18 protein-coding genes are annotated in these 21,520 nt (G+C 68.2%); 5 read left to right on the forward strand and 13 right to left on the reverse strand.

Annotated elements, in window-relative coordinates; all coding sequences use genetic code 11:
- Positions 1-7: 7 nt before the first annotated feature.
- The gene (locus VIL76_RS10485; protein ID WP_332044970.1) at positions 8-1,288 is read right to left on the reverse strand and encodes a sugar transferase; all 1,281 of its coding nucleotides are present in this window, start codon (positions 1,286-1,288) and stop codon (positions 8-10) included.
- Between the two features lie 213 nt (positions 1,289-1,501).
- On the opposite strand from VIL76_RS10485, the gene VIL76_RS10490 reads away from it, so the two are divergent.
- Entirely contained in the window at positions 1,502-1,777 is a 276-nt protein-coding gene (locus VIL76_RS10490; RefSeq protein ID WP_332044971.1) for a hypothetical protein, read from the forward strand.
- A gap of 31 nt (positions 1,778-1,808) precedes the next feature.
- Here VIL76_RS10490 and VIL76_RS10495 read toward each other — a convergent pair whose 3' ends face one another.
- The 6 genes from VIL76_RS10495 to VIL76_RS10520 form a co-directional block, all read right to left on the reverse strand.
- Positions 1,809-4,052, reverse strand: coding sequence for a GumC family protein (locus VIL76_RS10495; protein ID WP_332044972.1), 2,244 nt, complete (start codon positions 4,050-4,052; stop codon positions 1,809-1,811).
- A 110-nt stretch (positions 4,053-4,162) separates the two neighbouring features.
- A complete protein-coding gene (locus VIL76_RS10500) occupies positions 4,163-5,536 on the reverse strand; it encodes an outer membrane beta-barrel protein (protein ID WP_332044973.1) in 1,374 nt (457 codons plus the stop codon).
- 108 nt (positions 5,537-5,644) lie between these two features.
- Complete coding sequence (locus VIL76_RS10505) at positions 5,645-6,385, reverse strand: hypothetical protein (protein WP_332044974.1); 741 nt, start codon at positions 6,383-6,385, stop codon at positions 5,645-5,647.
- 140 nt (positions 6,386-6,525) lie between these two features.
- A complete protein-coding gene (locus VIL76_RS10510; protein ID WP_332044975.1) occupies positions 6,526-7,092 on the reverse strand; it encodes a hypothetical protein in 567 nt (188 codons plus the stop codon).
- The gene (locus VIL76_RS10515; RefSeq protein WP_332044976.1) at positions 7,089-8,420 is read right to left on the reverse strand and encodes an O-antigen ligase family protein; all 1,332 of its coding nucleotides are present in this window, start codon (positions 8,418-8,420) and stop codon (positions 7,089-7,091) included. Before VIL76_RS10515 ends, VIL76_RS10510 begins: the two co-directional genes overlap by 4 nt.
- Before the next feature lie 38 nt (positions 8,421-8,458).
- Positions 8,459-9,280 carry a transglutaminase-like cysteine peptidase gene (locus VIL76_RS10520; RefSeq protein WP_332044977.1) on the reverse strand — a complete coding sequence of 274 codons (822 nt, stop codon included), beginning with the start codon at positions 9,278-9,280 and terminating at the stop codon, positions 8,459-8,461.
- Positions 9,281-9,643: 363 nt separating this feature from the next.
- Here VIL76_RS10520 and VIL76_RS10525 point away from each other — a divergent pair, with 363 nt between their 5' ends.
- Positions 9,644-10,207: a polysaccharide biosynthesis/export family protein gene (locus tag VIL76_RS10525; RefSeq protein WP_332044978.1), complete on the forward strand. Its 564-nt coding sequence runs from the start codon at positions 9,644-9,646 to the stop codon at positions 10,205-10,207.
- Here VIL76_RS10525 and VIL76_RS10530 read toward each other — a convergent pair.
- The 4 genes from VIL76_RS10530 to VIL76_RS10545 all read right to left on the reverse strand — a co-directional run bounded on the left by VIL76_RS10530 (position 10,204) and on the right by VIL76_RS10545 (position 16,465).
- Entirely contained in the window at positions 10,204-11,622 is a 1,419-nt protein-coding gene (locus VIL76_RS10530) for a mannose-1-phosphate guanylyltransferase/mannose-6-phosphate isomerase (RefSeq protein WP_332044979.1), read from the reverse strand. The two genes, VIL76_RS10525 and VIL76_RS10530, sit on opposite strands and share 4 nt — an antisense overlap.
- Before the next feature lie 2 nt (positions 11,623-11,624).
- Positions 11,625-12,965, reverse strand: coding sequence for a nucleotide sugar dehydrogenase (locus tag VIL76_RS10535; RefSeq protein WP_332044980.1), 1,341 nt, complete (start codon positions 12,963-12,965; stop codon positions 11,625-11,627).
- Positions 12,966-13,030: 65 nt separating this feature from the next.
- On the reverse strand, positions 13,031-14,044 hold the full coding sequence (locus VIL76_RS10540) for an NAD-dependent epimerase (RefSeq protein WP_332044981.1): 1,014 nt from the start codon (positions 14,042-14,044) through the stop codon (positions 13,031-13,033).
- A gap of 87 nt (positions 14,045-14,131) precedes the next feature.
- On the reverse strand, positions 14,132-16,465 hold the full coding sequence (locus VIL76_RS10545; RefSeq protein WP_332044982.1) for a PQQ-binding-like beta-propeller repeat protein: 2,334 nt from the start codon (positions 16,463-16,465) through the stop codon (positions 14,132-14,134).
- A 228-nt stretch (positions 16,466-16,693) separates the two neighbouring features.
- On the opposite strand from VIL76_RS10545, the gene VIL76_RS10550 reads away from it, so the two are divergent.
- Together VIL76_RS10550 and VIL76_RS10555 are read left to right on the forward strand one after the other, a co-directional pair.
- A complete protein-coding gene (locus tag VIL76_RS10550; protein ID WP_332044983.1) occupies positions 16,694-16,903 on the forward strand; it encodes a hypothetical protein in 210 nt (69 codons plus the stop codon).
- Positions 16,904-16,995: 92 nt separating this feature from the next.
- Positions 16,996-18,081, forward strand: a complete 1,086-nt coding sequence (locus tag VIL76_RS10555) for an AGE family epimerase/isomerase (protein ID WP_332044984.1) — start codon at positions 16,996-16,998, stop codon at positions 18,079-18,081.
- Between the two features lie 32 nt (positions 18,082-18,113).
- On the opposite strand, the gene VIL76_RS10560 is transcribed toward VIL76_RS10555, so the two are convergent.
- Entirely contained in the window at positions 18,114-18,338 is a 225-nt protein-coding gene (locus VIL76_RS10560) for a hypothetical protein (RefSeq protein WP_332044985.1), read from the reverse strand.
- 373 nt (positions 18,339-18,711) lie between these two features.
- On the reverse strand, positions 18,712-18,960 hold the full coding sequence (locus VIL76_RS10565; protein WP_332044986.1) for a hypothetical protein: 249 nt from the start codon (positions 18,958-18,960) through the stop codon (positions 18,712-18,714).
- A 277-nt stretch (positions 18,961-19,237) separates the two neighbouring features.
- On the opposite strand from VIL76_RS10565, the gene VIL76_RS10570 reads away from it, so the two are divergent.
- The gene (locus VIL76_RS10570; RefSeq protein WP_332044987.1) at positions 19,238-21,307 is read left to right on the forward strand and encodes a hypothetical protein; all 2,070 of its coding nucleotides are present in this window, start codon (positions 19,238-19,240) and stop codon (positions 21,305-21,307) included.
- The last annotated feature ends 213 nt before the right edge of the window (positions 21,308-21,520 follow it).

Raw genomic sequence — 21,520 nt, forward strand, 5'->3', positions numbered from 1 at the left:
TGCGGGACTATCGCGCCCCGCCGCCGCTGGTGATCGTCCAGAAGGTGCGCAGCACGATCTGCAGGTCGAGCAGCAGCGACAGCTTTTTCACGTAGAACAGGTCGTACGTGAGCTTCACGCGCGCTTCCTCGGCGCTGGCGGAGGGCGCGGCGCTGACCTGGGCCCAGCCGGTAATGCCCGGCCGAACCAGATAACGGTAGGCATAGTTGGGCAGCTTCGAGAGGTAGTCCGTATGCAGGGGCACGGCCTCGGGGCGGGGGCCGATCAGGCTCATGTCACCCTTCAGCACGTTCCAGAGCTGCGGCAGCTCGTCGATCCGGAAGCGGCGCAGCACCCGGCCCACGGGCGTGACCCGGTTGTCGCCGACGATGGCGGCCTTGAGGGCCTCGCCCGGACGTTCGGGGCGCATGGTCCGCAGCTTCCACATGCGGAACGGGACGCCGCCCAGCCCGACGCGCTCCTGCAGGAAGAAGATCGGTCGGCCGCTGGTGACCAGCACCGCCAGCATGGACAGGAGCAGGACGGGCACGGCGACCGGCAGGATGAAGACCACGAGGCCGATATCCAGCAGCCGCTTCACGAGCCGGTAGGAGGCGATGCCGCCGGGGGGCAGGTGCTCCACCTCGAAATGTTCGAGCGAGACTGCGCCGCGGAGCTCCTCAATGTATTCGCCGACGTGGCGGACCCGGCAGCCCGCGAGCATCGCCCGCGACAGCGCCTTCGACCATTCGGCGCTGACCGTCTCGGTGAGCGAGACCAGCACCACGTCGAAGGGGCGCAGGTCGGTCTTGGGATCTGTGATCACCCGGCCGAAGGGCAGCGCAAGCCGGCCTTCGCCCATCAGCGGAGCGATCACCGCCACGCGGTTCGCGGCCAGGCGGTGACGCAGGAGGACGACGAGGCTCGCCACCGCCACCGACTGAAGGACCATGGAGGTGAGCAGGAACCGCGAGAAGAACAGGCGGCCGCCGAGGATCGCGAGCGCGTAGACCCCGAACAGGACGGCTGTCGCCATTATCGCCTGGCCAAGCTTGTACTCCAGCGTCCCGTGCACCCGGGCCGCGTAGAGCGCGGCCGCCACGGTGCAGGCCACGTTGATGCCCAGGTGCAGTTGGTTCTCCGCTGAACCCGCCCACAGGGCCCAGCCGCCGATGAACCAGGTGCTGATCGAGGTCCACAGGACCATGACGAGCGCAGCCACCGATGCGGCGGTGAGACCGGCGCGGTCGAGTCGGGACTGGCGGGGCGGCGCCGCCTCACTGGCCTCGGCGTGTTGGATGGCTTCCATCAGCATTCTGCGTCAGTGCGCGGGGGATCGGGTGTGTCCCCGATGCTCCCCAATGGCGCATTCCCCCGTTTTGCGACGTCCGGCCAGCTCCCCAGCAAGGCCCGTGCCGCCATTGCCAAGGTTCCCGACTCAATCTCCGCTGTAACCGTGTCGCTAAACCGCCTCTTAAGGTCGAGCGAGCGAAGCTGACGGCTCTCTCCCGAGGAGGGTTCCATGCCCCGACGCCAAACGGCCCGGCTTCTGATCGAGGAAACGGCCGCAACCGAGAGCGCGGCGCCTGCGTTGTCACTCGCGTCCGGGGACGAGCGGCCTGTCCGTTCGCCCGCTTTGGAGCTGCAGGAGGCCCTCCAGGAAATGCTCGCCGCTCGAGTCGCACCCCAGCCGCAGCCCAGCGTGACGCTGGCGTTCGGCCTCGGTCTGATCAGCGTCGCCGGCGTCTGCGCCGCGTTCTGGATCGCTGTTGGCCGACTGGTCATCTCGCTCGCCTGACGTCACCGTCCAGCGGACGGGACGTTCCCCCTCAGCTCACATAATACTTTTTGTATTCAGCGTAGTAGTAACCCGGGTCACCATAGCCGTATCGGGTCTGCGCCTTCATATCCACCTGGGTGAGCGCCACGCCGCCCAGGTGAGCGCCGGTGCCGCCCAGCAGGCGGAACGCCGCCTCGATGGCGTGCTGAGGCGTCTTGCGCCACCGCGCCAGGAAGATCACCGCATCGGCCTTGGGAGCCAGGACGCGGGTGTCGGCGACCGGCAGGACCGGCGCGGTGTCGAGGATGATCAGATCATAGCGGCTGCGCAGCTCGGTGAGCAGCCGGTCCATGGCCGCGGTACCGAACACGTCCTTCGGCGTGACGTTGCTCTTGGAGATCGCCAGGAAGCTTGCGCCGCTCTGGTCGTCCACCTGGACGGCGTCCTTCAGGGTGGCTTCGCCGCTGAGGACCTCCAAAAGGCCCGCCTTCGGCTCCGAACCCAGGACGCGGTTCACCGTGCGGCGGCGAAGGTCGCAGTCCACCACGATGGTGCGGGCGCCCTGCAGCGCCGAGGCGCGGCCGAGGCAGATTGACGTGGTGGTCTTGCCCTCCCCAGGGAGGGCGGAGGTAATTGCCACGACCTTAACCTGCTCGCCTAGGCGGGCGTACAGGATCGACGTCCTCAGGTTTCGAAATGCCTCTGAGAAGCTCGAAAGAGGCTTGGCGACGATATAATCTATCGGCGAGGCTCCCTTAGCCTCGTCGGCCACAGAACTCAGCAGCGGAATGGACCCAAGATAGGTCGTCTCAAGCCGCCGCTCGACGTCCTCTGCCGTCCCGAGACCTGCATCGAGCATTTCGGCAAGTACGATAGCACCCACGCCGCAGCCCAGCGCGAGAAGGAGCCCCAGCGCCAGGTTCAGGGCCACCTTGGGTGAGCTTTGAGCCGTGGGGATCTTGGCCTTGGAGACAACCCGCGCGTCCGACTGCTCTATGCCTTGCTGGGTGCTCGTTTCCTTGTAGCGGTTAAGGTAGCTCTCGTAGAGCGTTCGCGAAGCCTCTGAGGTGCGCTGCAACTCGTTGAGGCGAACCATGGCGCGGTTGTTGGCCTCCAACGCTCCACGGGCGCCTCCCAAGCTTCCGCCAATGGCGCCAGCGCGCTGTCGCGATACCTGAGCTTTTGCTTCGAGGTTCGAGATCAAGCGCCGGATTTCGGCCTGGATCTGAGTGTCTATGTCTTGAAGCTCGCGCTTGGCCTTCAGCATTTCGGGATGCCGCTCGCCGTAGCGCCCCTGCAGGTCGGCTACTCGGGCGCTTAGTTCCGTCCGCTGCTCGCGCAGCTTTTGGACCACGGGGGAGCTAAGCGCCTCCCCAACGTCTTCGCCAGTCGAGCCGCGGGCAAGCTGGGCGCGGGCTGTAGTGAGGCGGGCCTCGTCCTCCGCGACCTGCGCGCGCGCCTGCGCGAGGGTCTGGTTGTAGTTGGAGATCTCTTGCTCCGTGAGGTTCGTGCCGGAGGCGCTGAGCAGGTTATTGGCGATCTTGAATTGCTGGACCGCTGCCTCGTCAGCGAGCACTTGTCCGCGCAACTCGTCCAGCCGTGAATTGAGCCAACGAGTCGCCTGTTGCGTGGCGTCGAACTTGGCCTCCATCTGCTCAAGCAGGTAGAGCTCCGCGAACTGGTTGGCGATCCGAGCCGCTTTCGAGGGCGCCTCTGATTCAAAGGCCACGTCAATGATGTAGGTGAGACCGGCGCGCTTTACGGAGAGATTCGCCAGGACTGCGTCCACTACCCGCTCGCGCTGCTTTTGCGCTTCGACCGGGGTTAGCTGTGCGGCGGTGGGGTTAGCTCTCTGAAAGAGTGCGGTGACGGCCCCGACGCCCGTCGGTTCAGCGATCGCGTGGTTGAACTCAGGGTCTTGGTCGAGCTTAAGCGCTGTGACCACGCGTTCCGCCAGTTGACGGGATCTAAGCACCTCCACCTCAGTATCAACAACGGCCGTGTCAGCCGGCAGGCCCGAGAGAACCTCCTGAACGTTAGTGACCCGTTCTTGGCGGGGGTCCAACATCACGTTGGCCGTCGCCGTATATTTGGGCGTCGCCTGAAGCGTAAGAAGGATCGCGAGTACAAGTACTGTTGCAGCCACCGCGCTGAACAGCTTGAGGCGACGGCGGAATGCCGTGTAGAGGCGTCTCAATTCGAGTTGCCCAGCCATGGAAGCGAACTGGCTCATGGCTGGGGCGCCGCCCGTGCTGGATTGCTCGACCACGGGCGAGGGGTTGTACACGTTCATCGTCGCCTCAAATGCACCGACCTCGCCCGCACGGCGTGCGGCGATGGGACAGTAGGCCTATCAGCCTTCAAGATCGACACCACCCGCGAGGTGCGGGTAGCGACGATATGTCAAAACTGGGCTGTAAGGGTCGCGCCGACGCGGTTCTGCTCGAAGTCGTTGCCCGCACCGCGGCGCGTGTCCTGCTTGGACCGGTCGAAGCTGACCGTCAGGCCCACGTTGCGGTTCAGCAGGTAGGTCGCGCTGACGCCGAGCGTGTTGCGGCGGTCTTCACGACCGATGTTCTCATAGTCGTCGTTTCCCCAGCCAGCGTAGCCGGAGAGGATCACGTTGCGCAGCAGCTCGTGATCCACTCGTGCGCCCAGGTTCGTCGACAGGTAGCCCGCCGCGCCCGGAACCGGGCTGTCTTCAATGGTCCGGGTGCCCGTCAGCGTCACGGTGGTGAGCTGCGTCGGGAACCACTCCAGTTGGGCCCGAGCGCCGAATCCGTCGATGTCGCCATGGCTCGGATCGTCGAAGGACTGGCTGAGGTATCCCACGCCGATCTCGCCGCGGGTCACGGCGCCGAGTTCGAAGTTGACCCCGACGAGGGCTTGGTAGCCGTCGGAATCGCGATTGATGTTCGTGGCCGACGCGCCCCGGTCATACTCGTGCTTGTTGGTCGACAAATCGACGAAGAACGCCGTGGCGGGGCTGACGGCGTAATCGGCACGACCGCCCAGCGTCGTGACGGTGCGATCCCGGAACGATTGGTCTACGGTGCCGCCGCCCTGCCGCGGGGGGTTATCGTACTCAAAGGTACGGGCGTCGAAGCGGCCGGCAACCATGAGCCGGTTGAACTCATGCTGGAAGCCCAAAGCGACGGCGCGCAGGTCATACTGCACAGGCTCGAGGGCGCTCTGGGGAGCGCCAGGGGCGGTGCGCGGCTCGGTCAGGTGAGACCAGTCGAACCGGCCGTTGACCCGGGTGTCGCGCGACACGTCCAGGCGACCCGCGACGCCGACCAGCCAGTCGGTGGTGTTCTCGTCCTCGTTGTCCTGGAACTGGTTCACGATGGCGCGGGCGTAGCCGAACACCTGGTGACGGTTCCAGTCGGAGTTGAACGTCACCTCCGGCGCGATGCGGATGATGTTGTCGTCGATCTCGTTGTCATCCCGCGCGTAGATATTGTCGTTGTGCTCGGCGGTGAGGGCGATCTTCGGGAACACCAGGAACGTGCCGGCGCGCACACCGCGCGCTTCGTAGCCTTCGCGGGGACGCTGCATGACCGTAATGTTGCGGTCGCGGGCGAAGTTGCTCTCCGCGCGGCTGGTGATGTTCATGCCGCCAGTCGTGTCGCCGGCGCGCGCCGCGCCCGAAGGCGTGGTGCTCTGCGTGGTGCCAGAGGAGTTGGGGACCTGCGCGAGGACCGAGGTGGCGAAGCCGGAGCCGGCGCCCAGGACGATGGCCGAGCTCGCGGCGAGCAAGCGCTTGTAGGTCAACACTGTTCAGTACCCCCAGATATACTTAACGGCGATGGCCGAACCCACCCCTTGTCGGTTCGGCCTCACCTTACTTGGACGTGCGGTCGGCTATGTGACCGCGGTCACACCTTAGCCGACGTAGACAGGCGGAGCCGGCGGCGCGACCGGCGGCGGCGCGGTGTTATCCGTGGCGGCCGTCTCGGTGGGCTGCGGCTGATTGGTGTTCGGGTTCGAGTTCGTCGTGGTGTTCTGCGCCTGCTGCTGCACGACAGCCTGCACCGCGCTCAGGGCAGTGCTCACGCCCGGGACGTTGGTCACGCCTTGGCTGGCAAGCGTGGTGGACGCCTGGGTCAGCGCAGACTGGACCACGGCCGGCGGCGCGCCCGCGGTGGTGACCTGGGTGGCCACGGCAGCCTCGACGGCGGCCGAAACCGCTTCGGCGGAAGCGCCCTGGTTGGCCGCGACCGCGGTCTGGACCGCTTGCGACACGGCGGCGGCTAGGACGGTCGCCTGCTGCGACTGGACCGCGGCGGCGACGGCCGGGACGGCTGTCAGGCCTTGCGAGGCCAGGGTGGTCACTGCGCTGGCGAGGGCCGCGTTGGCGAGCACGGGGTCGGCGCCCGAGGCAGCGATGGTGTTGGCGATAGCGGCTTCGACCGCGGCCTGCACGGCCTGGGCCGAGGCGCCCTGGTTCGAGGAGACCGCCTGCTGCACCGCCGAGGCGATGTTCTGAGCCAGCGACTGGGCCGAGGCCTGCGCCTGAGGCGTGAGCTGCGCTAGAGCCACCCCGCCCGCGGCCACGCCGGCCACGGCGGCCGTCGCGGCGATCGCCTTGGCGGCCACACTGAAAGTCGTCGACTTAAGGTTCATCTCGAAGCCCCATCACCGCGAACTGGTTCGCATACGTTCCTGAACACATAAGCTATGGCTCAGCTCAAGTCGAATCCGCTTTAACACGTCGTTCACTGACTTTTTATGTCGGAGGTGTCGCACAACTGCACACCTGATGGTTAAGGCGTCAGGGTTCGGAGCCAAAGGGCAGCCGCAATTCTCCCCTCAGGGTTGCGAATTCTCCCTAGTACCGCCCGCACGTTGGCGTCGCGGCTGTCTGTGCGTCCGAATGCCAGCGCTTCGTTCTGAACCGCGGCGCGCACCTCAGGCGTAAGCTGCGACCAATGCTCCAGGGCGTACCCGACACGCCAGGCCGCCACCGAGTAGTCGAGTGGAACCAGGTCGTAGGAGCGGGCGAGGTGCTGCAGACCCGCCGGCCCGAGCGAACCCCGCCGTTGGGCGTCAATGTACATCAGTCGAAGCCGGGCAGCGTTGTTGTAAGGGCTCAGCGCCAGAGCACGCTTCGCCTCGGCTTCCGCCCCGGCCAGGGCGGCAGGGGTCTGATCGCCGCTGAGCAGATCGAAGGCGCGTCTGTCGTGGGGCTCCGAGAACCCGAGGGCGGGGCCGCTGAAGGGAGGGGCGGGCCAACCGGACAGGGCCGCGAGCGCTGCGCCGGAGAGCGCCGCTGCGCCGATCACCATGGCGGCCGCGGCCGGAAGTCGCCAGGAGCCTTTCGCTGCGCTCATCGGCGCGACCTCCCCTGGGCAAGGCTGAACTGCAGGCCAAGGAGGAAGCTCCAGAAGGCCGCCACCGAGAACATCTCCAGTGCAAAATCCGTCACGCCGTGCGCGAGGAAGACAACGTCGACCCCGACCAGCGCAAACAGGAGGTTGGTCGTGCGGGTGCGCTGCACCGTCGCCCGCACCGTATTCCAGAGCAGCAGGCCGATGCAGGCGAACATGGAGAGGCCGCCCACCATCCCGGCTTGCTCGAGCCAGCTCAGGTAGATGTTGTGCGCCGCCCGGATGTTCCACAGGTGGTCGAAGTTGCCGGCGCTCAGCAGCATCCGGTTCAAGTCGTCGAAGGTGCCCAGCCCGTATCCAAGCAGGGGCGCGTCCTGGACGGCGGCCCAGTGGATCCGCGCAATGTCCGCCCGCTCCGCCACATTGCGGCTGGCCCCGAGCAGGCGGGTGATCAGGTAGTCGCCGCCGAACGCCAGGAACGCCAGGATGAGCAGGGCGGCTGCCGCGGAGCCTGCCAAGGCGCGTGACCAGCGGGCGCGTCCCGCCATGACCTGCAGGACGGCGAACACCGCCAGCCCGCAGAGCGCCGCGACGAAGCCGCCGCGGGAGGCGGTCATGAACAGGCAGCCGAGGAACAAGAGCGCGGCGATCCCGTACGGGGCGGCGCCGGTTAGGCGGCCCCGGTCCTCGCTGCGCAGCGTCCGGACGATGGGCCCAGCGCTGAGCACGAACAGGGCGGCGAAAATCGTGCCGGCGGTGTTCGCGCTGAGGAAGCTCGCCTCAAGGCGGCTCTCACCAGGGCCGCGGCCGACCACGAATGCGAAAAAGGCCCAAAGGGCGTAGGGCGCGCCAACCCCGAGGATCATGTTCAGCGCGAGCCTGGCGCGGTTGTCCGAGGCGCCTGCGGCCAAGCCAACGAGAAAGACGCAGCCTAGGCCTACAAGCTTCAGGATTTCGATGAGCGTCGCAGACTTGTTGATCGTACCGGCGCCCGGGGAGATCTCCAGATAGGCCCAGGAGGGATGCGGTCCTCCCGGAACCCAGGGCGTGAGCGACCACAGGGCCGCGCCCACGACCACCGCGAACAGGAGCGCGGGCCCTCCGAGACCGGCCGGCCGCAGGGCAGCATCGCGAAGCCTTGGCCGCACCAGGCACACTCCCGCCAGCAACGCCCACAGCAATGTGAAGATGAGCGCGGTCTGGGGCCGCATGGCGCCGTACAGGGCGAAGCCGGCGAAGATAAGCGCCACGCTGGCTATGGCCAGCCAGCCGTCGTCCTGGCGCCAGCTCACGCGCGGACCGTCGTCGGACGGGTCGGTCCGTTTGATCATCACCGTGGAATCTCCACCCCGAGAGGGGGGAGGAGAGCCTAGCGCAGGCTCGCGAGCAAGAGCCCGTCGGTAGCGGCCGGTTGCGGCGCAGCGGCGCCGCTGGCGAACGCCCACTGCGAGGGCGATCCGTCGACCTGGCGTTCGCGCCATTGATAGGGCGTCTTCTGCCAGGGGAGGACCCAGGCGCTCAGGTTGTCGAGCACGTAGTCGCCCTTGTCGGTGGCGACCAGCAGCACCGCGTGGGTCAGGCCCCGGCTGGTGCCCACCACGGCGATCGACAGAGCCGAGGCCGGGACGCCCCCCTGCAGCAGCGCGCGGCGCTTCTCCAGGACGTAGTCTTCACAGTCGCCGGCGTTCAGGCCCGCTTCCAGCGGCGTGGCCCACAACTCGGACACGCCATAGATCTCCTGATCGGAGCGCTCGGCGATCGCGCGGTTGACCGCATCGTTGGTCTTGGTGAGCAGGCTCCAGGTCGCAGCGCTCAGCGCCACCGGCGCCCCGCCGGCCTCGCGCGCATCGCGGGTGGGAGGCGAGATGGTCGTCGTGCGCGGCCGTGCGTCGGAGATCCGCTGCAGCCCCGGCGTCGGGAAGGCCCGGCTCCAATCATAGCTGGCGAGCCCGGGCGTGGCGGCCCGCGCGGGCTGCGCGGCCCTTTGCGCCTTGGCTTCGGCGAAGGCGCGCGTCCAATCGAAGGCGATTGCGGCCACGGCGGTCGACGAGCCCGTGGAGGCGAGCTTCATCTGCTCGAGCTCCGCGTGCGACGCGCCGCAGTCGCCCGGCTGGCGTTCGCAGAACTGCACATAGCCTCGCGGGGCCACGGCAGGCGCGCCCACAGTCATGTGCGTCGAGGCCTCGGGCATACTCGCGCAGGCTGCCGAAGAGAGGGCAAGGCCAAGCGAAAGTACCCCATGAGTAAGGGACTTTATAGAAGACACCACACCACACCCAACTTTGTATTTGTTGAGCGTGTTGTACGGCGCGCGTCTTTAAATCATGCTTGAGAGACATAGTTCTTATGCGGGTAACAGTACTGGTTATCGCGTAATTTACTACTAATCGACTGTAAACGCTTGGCGGGCCAATTCACGTGCTGTTCACCTTGCCTGTGGCCTCGTTCTTGCCGGGACGACGCGTCGCAGTCCCGAAACCTGCCAGGGGCTATTTCTCGGCGACCTCATCTGCGGTAGAAGCCCCGGCTGGGGCGCGTTCGGAGTTTTGTTGAGATGAAACGGCTTGTTGGCCTGATGGTCATTGCCGCTGCGAGCGGCGTTGTGGCGCTGTCCGGCGGCGCCGCCTACGCGCAGTCCGCCGATGCGTCACAGACCGTCGCCGAGTACCGCCTGGGCTCCGGCGACAAGATCAAGGTCACCACCTTTGGCGAAGAAGCGCTGACGGGCGAGTTCCTGGTGAGCGGCACCGGCAAGGTCTCCCTGCCGCTGGTCGGTGAGATCGACGCGGCCGGTCAGACGGCCCGCCAGTTCCAGCAGCGTGTCGAAATGGCGCTGAAGGACGGCTACCTACGGGACCCCAAGGTCAGCGTCGAGGTGCTCAACTACCGCCCCTTCTACATCCTGGGCGAGGTGAAGGAGCCGGGGACCTATCCCTACACGAACGGCCTGACCGTCAAGAACGCGGTCGCCACCGCCGGCGGCTTCACCTACCGCGCCAACGAGAAGCGGGTCTTCATCAAGCGCGCTGATGCGCCCAAGGAAGAGGCCATTCAGCTGACCGACACGACGCCGGTGGCGCCGGGCGACACCATCCGGATCGTCGAGCGGCTGTTCTAGGTCCGGGCGTAGGCGTCCTCGAAGCGGACGATGTCGTCCTCGCCGAGGTAGGCGCCGGACTGCACCTCGATCAGGTTGAGCGGGACCTCGCTGGGGTTCGACAGCCGGTGCTTCGCGCCGAGCGGCACATAGATTGACTCGTTCTCGCCCAGCCGGCGCCGCTCCCCGTCCAGCTCCACCTCTGCGGTCCCATTCACGACCACCCAATGCTCGGCCCGCTGCGCGTGCTGCTGCAGGCTCAGCTTGCCCCCCGGGTTCACCGTGATCCGCTTCACCTGGAAGCGCTCGCCCACGTGCAGGGCTTCGTACCAGCCCCAGGGGCGATAGACCCGGCGGGTCTGCACGGCCGTGGTGTGGTTGGTGGCCTTCAGGCGATCCACGAGGGCCTTCACCTCCTGGTCGGCGTGGCGGCCGGCCACCAGCACCGCATCTGGCGTGGCCACGACGATGAGATCCTCGACCCCCACGACTGCGACCAGCGGGCCTTCGCTGCGCAGATACGAACCCGCGGTTCGCTCGGCCACCACGTCGCCGATGGCGACGTTCCCGCTGGGGTCGCGCTCGGCCAGACCCCACAGGGCGCCCCAGGCGCCGACGTCGCTCCACAGGAAGTCCGACGGCACCACGGCGGCGCGGGCGGTGCGCTCCATCACCGCATAGTCGATCGAGATCGAGGGGCTCGCCGCGAAGCCCGCCGCGTCCAGCCGGCAGAAGTCCAGGTCCTGGCTCGCCGCGTCCAGAGCGATCCGGGCGGCGGAGAGCACGGCGGGCTCATGCGCATGGAGCTCCGCCAGCAGGGTGGCGGCCGGCAGCAGGAAGATGCCGCTGTTCCAGGAGTAGTCGCCGCTGTCGAGGTAGGCCTCCGCCGTGGCGAGGTCAGGCTTCTCCACGAAAGCGTCGACGCGGTGCGCGCGGCCGGCGAGCGGGGCGCCTGCGCGGATGTAGCCATAGCCCGTCGCGGGCGAGTCCGGGCGGATGCCGAACAGCACCAACTGCCCCTGCAGGGCCGCGGGGAGACCGCCTTCGATGGCCGCCAGGAAAGCCTGAGTGTCCGGGATCGCGTGGTCCGCCGGCATGACCAGGATCAGGGCCTCGGCTTCCTGCGCACTCGCCACCAGCGCGGCGACCGCCACCGCGGCGGCGGTGTTCCGCGCCGTCGGCTCGAGTACGATCCGGGGATCGCGGGCCCCGATCTCGCGCAGCTGCTCGGCGATGACGAAGCGGTGCTCGGCATTCGCGATCACGATCAGGGGGTGGAACCGCTCGGGGTCCGCCGCGCGCAGAGCCGTTTCCTGCAGCAGGCTGTGGTCTCCGGTTAGCGGCAGGAGCTGCTTGGGGTAGCTTTCCCGCGACAGCGGCCACAACCGCGAGCCTGCCCCGCCCGACAGGATCACCGGGTGGATCCTGGGAGCCATGCCTAAGCCTTGACCACGTTGGCGCGGAACAGGCCGCGGCGCGCCATGGCGTTGCGGCTGTCGACGACGAGCTTGGCGTGAGCGCTGACCAAGGCATAGTCGACCGCCGCATGGTCCGTTGAGATGAGCACCGCGTCCACCGCTGCGAGCGTCTCCGGCGTTAATTCAGCGGAGCGGCGGCCGTTGTACTCGGCGTGCTCGCGGGTAGGCGGCACCTCGGGCACGTGCGGATCATGGAAGCTGACCTCCGCCCCGCGGGCCTCGAGAAGCTCCATCAGCTTGAACGAGGGGCTTTCGCGCACGTCGGCGACGTCAGGCTTGTAGGCGAGGCCGATCACCAGGACCTTCGAGGCGCTGAGCGCCTTCTGGAACCTCTGGTCCAGGGCGCGGTCGAGCACCTCGACCACGTGGTTCGGCATGGCGGTGTTGATTTCGCCGGCGAGCTCAATGAACCGGGCCCCCAGGTCAAACTCGCGAGCCTTCCAGGTGAGATAGAAGGGGTCGATCGGGATGCAGTGGCCGCCCAGCCCCGGCCCCGGATAGAAGGGCATGTAGCCGAAGGGCTTGGTCTTGGCGGCCTCGATCACCTCCCAGACGTCAATGCCCATGGCGCCGTAGATGAGCTTCAGCTCGTTGACCAGGGCGATATTGACCGCCCGGAAGACGTTCTCCGTGATCTTCACGGCCTCCGCCACGTCGGGGGTCGAGACCGGCACCACGGTCTCGACGACCTTGCCGTAGAAGCTCGCCACGAGCTCCGACGCCTGTGGTCCGTCGCCTGCCACCACCTTCGGGATGGTCACGGTCCGGAAGCGGGCGTTGCCGGGGTCCTCGCGCTCCGGCGAGAAGCCCACGAAGAAGTCTGCGCCCGCCTGTAGCCCGCTGCTCTCGAGGATGGGCGTCAGCACCTCCCGCGTGGTGCCGGGATAGGTGGTGGATTCCAGCACCACTAGTTGTCCGGGGCGCAGGCGCGCCGCGGTCTGGCGGGCCGTCTCTTCGATATAGGAGAGGTCCGGCTCCCGGTGCCGGGTGAGCGGCGTCGGCACGCAGATGACGATGACGTCGCACTCGGCGAGGCGGTCGAAGTCGCTGGTGGCCGTGAACCGTTGGGCCGTGACCACGTCACCAAGTTCATCGTCCGTCACCGCGTCGATGTACGAGGCCCCGGCGTTGAGACGCTCCGGCTTGGTCGTATCAATGTCGAAGCCCACGGTGCGATATCCGGCGCGCGCCGCGGAGACGGCGAGTGGCAGGCCGACGTAGCCCAGGCCGATCACCCCCGCCGTGGCGGAGCCGTCGGCCAGCGCGCTGCGAAGCCGCTCGAACGTCGAACTCTCGTGCATGCCTGCTCCGGCTAGCGTCTCACCTTGGCTGCGCACCTAGCACCCTCAGGCGCGCCTGCAATCCCTTACCGCCGCCCGTAGAAGTCCAGGTACCAGTCCACGAAGCGGCCGACGCCCTCCTCGATGGAGGTCTTGGGCCGGTAGCCGAGCGCGGCGGTGGTTTCCGAGACGTCGGCGCTGGTGTTGGTCACGTCGCCTGGCTGCATCGGCATCAGATCGAGCTTGGCCTTGCGGCCCAGCTTCTCCTCGAACACTTGGATGTACCGCATCAGGTCAACCGGCTGGCTGGCGCCGATGTTCAGGACCCGCCAGGCGGCGACGCCGCTGGTCGCGGGGTCCGGCGCCTTCGGGTCCCATGCCGGGTTGACCTCGGCCGGGCGGTCGACGGCCGCGACCAGGCCATCGACGATGTCGTCGACGTAGGTGAAGTCCCGCTGCATTTTGCCCTGGCCGTAGACGGGCAGGGGGCGCTCTTCGAGGATCGCCTCGATGAAGCGAAAGGGCGACATGTCCGGCCGACCCCACGGGCCGTAGACGGTGAAGAACCGGAACCCCGTCGAGGGGATTCCGAAAAGGTGGGCGTAGGCGTGCGCCATGGCCTCGTTAGCGATCTTCGTCGCGGCATAGAGGGTGATCGGGTGCACGGCGTGATCGTGCACGTCGAAGGGCAGCTTGCCGTTCGCGCCATAGGCCGAGCTCGTCGAGGCATACACCAGGTGCTTCGGCTGCACCGAGCGGCAACCCTCCAGGACGTTCAGGAAGCCTGTCAGGTTGGCGTCGGCATAAGCGTGCGGGTTCTCGAGGCTGTAGCGGACGCCGGCCTGGGCGGCGAGGTTGACCACCTCGGTCGGCTTCGTCTCTGCGAAGACCGCAGCCATGCCCTCGCGGTCGGCAAGGTCCAAGCGGGCGTGCCGGTAGCCAGGCGTCGCCTCCAGGATGGCCAGACGCGCCTCCTTGAGCCTCACATCGTAGTAGGCGTTGAGGTTGTCCACGCCCACGACCTCGTCGCCGCGGTCGAGCAGCCGCTTGGCGAGGTGGAAGCCGATGAAGCCGGCCGAGCCGGTGACCAGGATAGCCATTCAGGTCCTCTGAATCGTGGTTCGAAGGCTGATAGCACGGGAAGTGCCGATGTCCCTCGGCAGCCACGTCGCGGACGTGCGCGCCGCCTATTCCTCCTCGCGGGGAGGGGGGCCGCGGCCGGCGCGCTGGGCCGGGGGCCAGGTCTTCAGGACGTACTTGGCGACGGCCTGGATCTCGCCGGCGCTCATGGCCGAGCCCAGGGCCGGCATCTCGCCCTGGCCCTGCGCCACCACGCGCGTGATGTTGGCCAGATCGGTGCGTCCGCGCAGCGACGGGGCGGGCCCTTCGCCGCCATTCGCGCCATGGCACAGCGCGCACTTGCCGTCGTACTGCGCCTTGCCGAGCGCCAGCTCCTGCGGCGTGGCTTCGATCCTCGCGGCGGCCTGGGTCGAGGCGGGCGGGGCGGCGGCGAGCTGGATGCCCCCGGGCGGCGGCGCGCCGTTGTCGCTCATGCCGTCGAGGGTGAGCGCCACCAGCTCGGCGGGCTTTCCGGTGCCGGACACGGCCACGACCACGTACTGCCGGCCCTTGTGCATGTAGGTCATGGGCGCGCCGGTGACGTAGGCGGGCAGGGCGGTCTCGAACAGGACCTTGCCGTTGCGCTTGTCATAGGCGCGGAACTTGTTGGTGCCCGTGCCGCCGGTGAGGTTGCCGGACTCGCCGAGGAAGAACAGCTCCTTGGTCAGCACCGGGCTGGGACGCACGTCGAACATGCCCATGCTGTCGAAGTCGAGCTTCAGGCCCTGCAGCGCCTTGTGCTTGCGGATCTGCTCGGAGGCGGTCCCCAGGGGGATGCGCCAGAGGTGCCGGCCCGTGTCCATGTCCACCGCCACCACCTCCGACCACGGCGGCTTGAAGAGCGGCAGGCCTTGGGGACCCATCACCACGTGGTTGCCCGACTGCACATAGGCCATGTTGGTCCGGGCGGGATCGCCCTTCGCCAGCCCCGCAGCGTTCGGCTTGTGGCGGATGGGCACGTACATGATGTTCGTCGTGGGATCGACCGAGGCGCCGTTCCAGTTGGGGCCGCCGCCGTAGCCCGGGTTGATCAGGGTGCCGCGCAGGCCGGGCTTCACCTCCACGAGCGGCGTGTAGATCGGCCCCTTGTTGTACTGCTTCATCAGCTCCACGGCCTGGGCCCGCAGCTCAGGGGTGAAGTCGATCAGCCGGTCCTCGGAGTAGCCCTGGGCCAGCAGCGGCAGGGGCCAGGTCGGGAAAGGTTGGGTGGGCGAGAGCTTTTCGCCGGGGACGCCGCCCTGTGGGACGGGGCGCTCCTCGATCGGCCAGATCGGCTTTCCGGTGATCCGGTCGAAGGTGAAGATGAACCCCTGCTTGGTGAGCTGGGTCACCGCCTTGATGCGCCGGCCGTTGCGGACGATGTCGTGCAGGATGGGGGCGGCGGGGTTGTCGTAGTCCCAGATGCCGTGGTGCACCGTCTGGAAGTGCCAGACCCGCTTGCGGGTCTTCGAATCCAGCACCAGCAGGCTCTCGGCGAACAGGTTGTCGCCGGGCCGCTCGACGCCGCCGAAGTCGTTCGAAGGCGTGTCGGTGGCGAAGTAGACGTAGCCGGTCTCCGGGTCGGCGCTCATCATGGTCCAGGCGCCGGAGTTGCCCGCCCAGGCCCAGCTGCCGTTCTCCCAGGTCTCGTTGCCGAACTCCCCCGGCTGCGGCACGACGTTGAAGGTCCAAAGCAGCTTGCCGGTGCGGACGTCGAAGCCCCGGAAGTTGCCTGGCGTGGCTTCCTTGTTGCGGGCCCCGCCGGGGATCACCTGGGCGACGATCACGTCCCCCACGACGATAGCGGGCGAAACCGAGCGGACGTCGGTGACGGCCCGGCCTTCGGTCAGCCCCTTCCGCAGGTCGATCCAGCCGCGGCCCCCGAAGGCCGGGTCCGCCTTGCCGGTCCTGGCGTCCACGGAGATCAGCCGCCCGTCGAGCGAGTTGTGGATCACCCGCCGCTCGCGCCCGTCCGTCCAGTAGGCCAGCGAGCGCGGGGCCAGCGACGCCCCGCCGGCGCCCATGTCGACCGGTTGGGGCTCGTAGGTCCACAGCGTCTTGCCCGTCCCGGCGTCGATGGCCGCCATGCCGTTGTTGACCCACGGCATGTAGAGGACGCCGTCCACCAGCAGGGGCGTCGACTTGTAGTTGTTGGAGGAGGGGGACCCAGACGTGTCGGCGCTCCAGCGCCAGGCGACCTTCAGCCGGTTCACGGTCTTGCGGTTGATCTGGTCGAGCGGGGCGTAGCGCGTCTGGCCCGCGTCTCCGCCCCAGTAGGTCCAGGCTCCGGGATCGTAGCTCCGCAAGGTGGAGGTGACGCCCAGGCCTCGCCCACCCCCGGTTCCGGCGGCGGAGACCGGCAGAGAAAGCGATAGCGACAGCGCGGCCGTGACTGCGGCTGCCGCGCCCAACTTGCGCAGCATCGAAATTCCTCCCCCGCCGGACCTCGAGCCGGCTTGAATCGCGGCTTTGGCAGGTCCGAGGCGCCGACGGATTTCGGGGTCCTTCGGCGCTGTAAACATCGCCGGGAGGAGTCGCGTGCGCAAGCGATGCGCAGCTGTCGCGATCACAATTCGTGCGGGCGCGGAACAGCTCTGCCGTTCGCGGTTTCCCATGGCGTAGCTTTTGACACACCGGTCGGAGTTCGAGCCATGTCCCTTCGTCTGCTCAAGCCGCTGGACTGCCTGCCCGCCGCCGGGGGCGGGGTCGTACCGGGACAGACGGTCTACCTCGGAGCCAACACGGGCCCGACCTACCGCGTGGTTGCCCTCGATGGCGAGAAGGCGTGGGTGCGCGACGAGCAGAAGGGCGCCGAGCACATCGTGAACATCTGGCGCTGCTACCCAGCCTTCGTCGACTGACGCCCCAAAGGGCGACGCCTCGACGGACGACGGCCCGTGACGACGCAGGGCGCGATAGGCTATGCGCCGGCTGCCAACTGCGCCGGGGCCCGATGCTTCCACCTTTCCAGAACCTGACCGAAGCGGCCGCCTGGTACGGCGACTGGTTGCAGCAAGCCGCACTGCCGCTATGGGCGACGGCCGGGGTGGATCAGGCGAGCGGCAGCTTCCACGAGGCGCTGGCGCTGGACGGGCATCCTTCCGGTGCGGTGCGACGCTCGCGGGTGCAGAGCCGCCAGACCTGGGTGTTCGCCACGGCCGCGGGTGCAGGAGTGGGCGACGGGTACGCTGCGGTCGCAGGCGAAGGGTGGCGGTTCCATCAGGTCCACTATCAGCGGCCGGACGGGCTGTTCGCCTTCTCGGCTGACCACGCGGGCCAGACCGTAGACGCCACGCCGGCGCTCTACGAGCAGGCGTTCTCCTTATTGGCGATGGCCGCGCTGGACAGGCGCGCCGAGGCCGTCCAGCTGCGGGAGGCGCTCAACGCCATGCGCCACGGGGCCGGGGCCTTCCGCGAGCTTGGCGCGAGGCCCTTCCAGGCCAACGCCCTGATGCATCTTTTCGAGGCCGCGCTCGCCTGGGAGGCGCGCGGGGACGAGAGCTGGCGACCGCTTTCCGACGAGCTTGCCGAGCTGGCGCTGAACCGCTTCATTGACGCCGGCTCGGGCTTCCTGCGCGAGTTCTACGACGAAGAATGGCGACCGCTGGATGAGCATGCCGGCGGCCTCGTCGAGCCGGGCCACCAGTTCGAATGGGCGTGGCTCCTGGACCGATGGAGCGCCTCAAGGGGGCGCGAGGACGCGCGCCAGTCGGCGCGCCGTCTCTACAGCCGAGGGCTTATGGGCGTGGACCTCGAGCGGCAGGTGGCCGTGGGCGCCATCTGGTCAGGAGGGCAGGTCCGCGAGCCGCTCGCGCGGCTTTGGGCCCAGACGGAGTTCCTGAGGGCGGCGCTGACGTTCGGAACGGAAGCGGAAGCCCTCATGGCGGCGAGGGGCCTGGCCAGGTTCCTGGACACGCCGGTCCGCGGCCTGTGGCGGGACAAGATGCGCGCCGATGGGAGCTTCGTGGACGAGCCGGCTCCGGCGACCTCGCTCTACCACCTGGTGGCCGGGCTATTGCCGCTGATTCAGCGCGGCTGACGGCGACCTGAGGAGTGTCGTGGGGCTGAGCCCTAGTTCGCGCGCAGGAGGAAGACAGCGCCGGCGACGGCGCCCCAGAAGAGGGCCGCACCGCCGAGGGCGATTGCCAGGCCGATCTGGCGGCCGGCCTTGCTGGGCTCGTCCGCCAGCTCATGAGCGGGCGCCTCTTCAACCAGCTTCCAGCCCTGAGCAGCGCTGGCTGTCACGGGCTGCGCTGACGTCGGCGCGTCGTCCATGGTGATGTTCGGCTGGCTCATCGCAGGTCCCCTCGCATACCCATTCTGGCGCCTGAGCTCAACAATGCCAGTACCGGATTGCCGCGGGATCGTGGCCTTGGACCCTGAATCTCTTGTGAAGCTTCCAGTTCGAGCCTCTGGATACTCGACGAAAAGCCCCCGATCCTGCACGGGACCGGGGGCAGGTACGTTTCATCGAACGCCGCTCTCGGGCAGCGCGAGCTGAACGTAGGTGTCGGGAAGCTAAGAAACAGAAAAGCCCCCGGTCCTAGGAACGGAAAACCGGGGGCTGGCCTCGTTGTCACAGCTGGCGGCTGGGTAAGTGTCCAGGGGAATGCGCGCCGCCTAGCTTAACAATGGATATGGCTGAGGTTCGTTCCTCGGGCCTAGGGGCCTATGACGCCGCGCCGCCGTCGCTCCATTCGGCGGCGCCATCGCGCCAGCTCCATGAGCCAACCAGGGTCAGGTCGTCTCCCTCCAGCCGCAGGACGGAAACGGTTCCGTTGATGGCCTGCGTGGTGGCTTGGTTTTCAAGCAACAGACTACCTTCGAGCTTGGCCTCGTGATCGCCAGACAGGTTGAACTCGCGCTGCCAGCGCGTGCCGGCGCTGCTTCCAAACCTAAAGACGTAGGTGTTTGCCACTGCGCCCTGAGCCCCCCGCGCAGGCCTTTATCATCGTCAGGCGGACGTCTTTAGTCGGAGACCCGACCAAGGCGTCGTACTGCAGAATACACAACCGCCTGTCGATAAGCAGTTATGGCCGCTGACGGCCGGGATGATGGGCGCGCATAGGCCCCGCGGCGCGCACGCGACCGATGGCCGCTTCCCCCATTTGCGGGATGATCCCCAGCCGTCGGCTGAACTAGCACTTCTGGCCAGATCGTTGTCCCGCTCGCGGGGCCGAGTTGGAGTAGAGCAGATGCAGCGCAGTGCGCTCGGCGCGGTCCTGCGGCCGCTTCTTGCCACCCTGGGCGCGGTGGTGATCGCAGCTCCGTCGGTCGCGCTCGCGAACAGCTCGGGGCAGCGCACGGCCACCGTGGTGTTCGCCTCGCCGCCATCGCAGGACGGCTACACCGCGGCCTCGGCGCGGGTGACTTACGCCTTCCTCGCCTGCTCGGGTGAGATTTCCGTCAGCTACAGCCTTGTCCCGGGCTCGGTGAGCCCGGGTCCGCAGTACCGGTTCGGCGGTGCGCTGCACGCCGTCACGGGCTCCGCGCCCCAGCCGGGCTCCATCCGGTTCGGCGGCACCGTGCACCGCGGCGGGACGGTGGTCGGCCGGTTCTCCGACTGGAACGCCGCGGGCCCCATGGGCCTGGGCTGCTACAACCAGACCCAGAAGGTGGGCGTGCTGCGCGATTACCTGCCCTCAAACGCGACGCCGCAGCAGATCGCCGCGTTCCTGAACTCCCTCACCCTCACCGCCGACCCGGCCGACCCGCTGCGAAGCATGAGCTTCGAGAGCAGCCTGCGGGGCGAACAGCGCCGGGCGGAGCAGCAGGCGGCGGAGACGCAGAGGAAAGCCGAGCGCGAGAAGGCGGCTGCGGCCGAGCGGCAGAGGGCCGAGCGGGCCCAGGCCGCCGCGGCGCAGGCGGCGGCGCAGGCTCGGCCTCAGGCGACCGTCGCTCCGCGGGGCCTGGCGCCCGCCCGCCCGGCCGCGCCCCCGCCGCCCACCGCCGCGGAGCGCGCCAACCGAGCCATCCAGCAGGACCAGATCCTTGCCGACCAGAGGCTGGCTGAGCAGCGTCGGCAGTACGCCGCGCAGCAGGCTGCCGCCGAGCAGGCGCGGCGGGACAACCAGGCCCTGGGCGATGCGGCCGTGACCGCCCTGGCGCCGGTGTTGAGCGATGCGCTGGACAGCTGGATCGAGAGCGGGGAGCGCAAGAAGGCCGCCGAGCTCGGTCGCCAGTACCAGCAGGCGATGGCCGGCCGGACCTGCTGGGACGCCAAGGGGGTCCCGCTGGCTCGCACCGAGATCAAGCTGGACACGCCCCTGAAGGTGATGATCGACGGGACCGACTGCGGGACCCAGGCCGCTTATAGGTTCGAGGCGCTGGTCTTCTACGCCGTCGAGCCGATGCGCATTCGTGTCCGGGCTACCCAGGGTGGGGTGGGGCAGGCGCAGCCGTTTGTGGAGGTGTGGGCGAACGGGAAGGTGGCGGCGCGCGGGGACCCTTGCATCCAGATCTGGTGCAACGGGGCGAATGTGGAAGTGCGCCTGCCGGCCGCAGGGGCCTACACCATCGTGACCGGGAACAGCATCGGCGAGGGTGTCGAGCTGGTGGGAGGTTTCGGGACCGCCAACCTCCTGCTGCAGAGACTGGACGCCCCAGCCGCGCCGGCGATCCCGGCCGCTGCGCCGGCGGTCGCCGCCGCCCCGACCGTGGTCGGCGCGCCGGCAGGGATCCCGCCGCCCGGGCGCCCCGTGGCGCGACCCGCGCACGAGGTCGCTGCGGCGCCTGCGGAGAAGCGGCTGATCGTCGAGGCCGACCGCCAGAAGCTCGCGGGCCTGAAGTCGCTGCTGGCGATCGGCTGGACGCCGGCGCGCTCTGTCGAGATCAATGCCCAGGGCGCGGCCCCAGCCGGCGTCCTGAACACCCGGTGCAACAAGCTGGTGGACCCGACGCCGCTCCCCACGCTCCTGACCTATCGCCAGAGGCCGGATGGCGGCCGACCCGGCGGGGTGCTGCGCTTCGCCGGAGAGGGCGGCCGTTGCCGACCCCAGAATGCCGGCATCATCCAGTACGAGGACGGCGCCCAGTGGATCGGCGGCGTCACGAGCCTTGAGACCGCTCCCTACCTGCCGCTGCCCGAAGGCCTGGGAGAGTTCAGGTTCTCTGACGGGACGACCAGGACCATGCGCGCCCGCCGCACGTCCGATGGCGCCAGCTGGGAAGTCGCCGAGCTCCTGGTGGAAGAACTCCCGCCGCCGCCGAGGGCGAAGGCGGCCAAGCCGGCCGCCAAGGGCAAGGCGCGCGCGAAGAAGCGCTAGGCAGGCCGGTATCGGCCGATCTGTTCCGTGTCAGCGCGCCGTGCACCCTGTTCCCACCTCCCGCGGGCTAGGGTGCGGGCTCAGTTCGCGGCGGGAGGACCAGAGCTCTGGGGTTCGCTGCTGTTGGGGGCAGCCTTGGGGCGCTCCGTCGTCGCAACGGGACCGTTAGCCAATCCGCAAGGCATCATAAGTTATGTTCCCGACACTGGAGAA

Origin of the sequence: Phenylobacterium sp. (assembly GCF_036563285.1) — a bacterium.
Taxonomy (GTDB): domain Bacteria; phylum Pseudomonadota; class Alphaproteobacteria; order Caulobacterales; family Caulobacteraceae; genus Phenylobacterium.

Bases quoted from the DNA above. Each gene is read 5' to 3' on its own strand.
- VIL76_RS10485 (WP_332044970.1), bottom strand. From the start codon at position 1,288: ATGGAAGCCATCCAACACGCCGAGGCCAGTGAGGCGGCGCCGCCCCGC.
- VIL76_RS10490 (WP_332044971.1), top strand. From the start codon at position 1,502: ATGCCCCGACGCCAAACGGCCCGGCTTCTGATCGAGGAAACGGCCGCA.
- VIL76_RS10495 (WP_332044972.1), bottom strand. From the start codon at position 4,052: ATGAACGTGTACAACCCCTCGCCCGTGGTCGAGCAATCCAGCACGGGC.
- VIL76_RS10505 (WP_332044974.1), bottom strand. From the start codon at position 6,385: ATGAACCTTAAGTCGACGACTTTCAGTGTGGCCGCCAAGGCGATCGCC.
- VIL76_RS10510 (WP_332044975.1), bottom strand. From the start codon at position 7,092: ATGAGCGCAGCGAAAGGCTCCTGGCGACTTCCGGCCGCGGCCGCCATG.
- VIL76_RS10515 (WP_332044976.1), bottom strand. From the start codon at position 8,420: ATGATCAAACGGACCGACCCGTCCGACGACGGTCCGCGCGTGAGCTGG.
- VIL76_RS10520 (WP_332044977.1), bottom strand. From the start codon at position 9,280: ATGCCCGAGGCCTCGACGCACATGACTGTGGGCGCGCCTGCCGTGGCC.
- VIL76_RS10525 (WP_332044978.1), top strand. From the start codon at position 9,644: ATGAAACGGCTTGTTGGCCTGATGGTCATTGCCGCTGCGAGCGGCGTT.
- VIL76_RS10530 (WP_332044979.1), bottom strand. From the start codon at position 11,622: ATGGCTCCCAGGATCCACCCGGTGATCCTGTCGGGCGGGGCAGGCTCG.
- VIL76_RS10535 (WP_332044980.1), bottom strand. From the start codon at position 12,965: ATGCACGAGAGTTCGACGTTCGAGCGGCTTCGCAGCGCGCTGGCCGAC.
- VIL76_RS10540 (WP_332044981.1), bottom strand. From the start codon at position 14,044: ATGGCTATCCTGGTCACCGGCTCGGCCGGCTTCATCGGCTTCCACCTC.
- VIL76_RS10545 (WP_332044982.1), bottom strand. From the start codon at position 16,465: ATGCTGCGCAAGTTGGGCGCGGCAGCCGCAGTCACGGCCGCGCTGTCG.
- VIL76_RS10550 (WP_332044983.1), top strand. From the start codon at position 16,694: ATGTCCCTTCGTCTGCTCAAGCCGCTGGACTGCCTGCCCGCCGCCGGG.
- VIL76_RS10555 (WP_332044984.1), top strand. From the start codon at position 16,996: ATGCTTCCACCTTTCCAGAACCTGACCGAAGCGGCCGCCTGGTACGGC.
- VIL76_RS10560 (WP_332044985.1), bottom strand. From the start codon at position 18,338: ATGAGCCAGCCGAACATCACCATGGACGACGCGCCGACGTCAGCGCAG.
- VIL76_RS10570 (WP_332044987.1), top strand. From the start codon at position 19,238: ATGCAGCGCAGTGCGCTCGGCGCGGTCCTGCGGCCGCTTCTTGCCACC.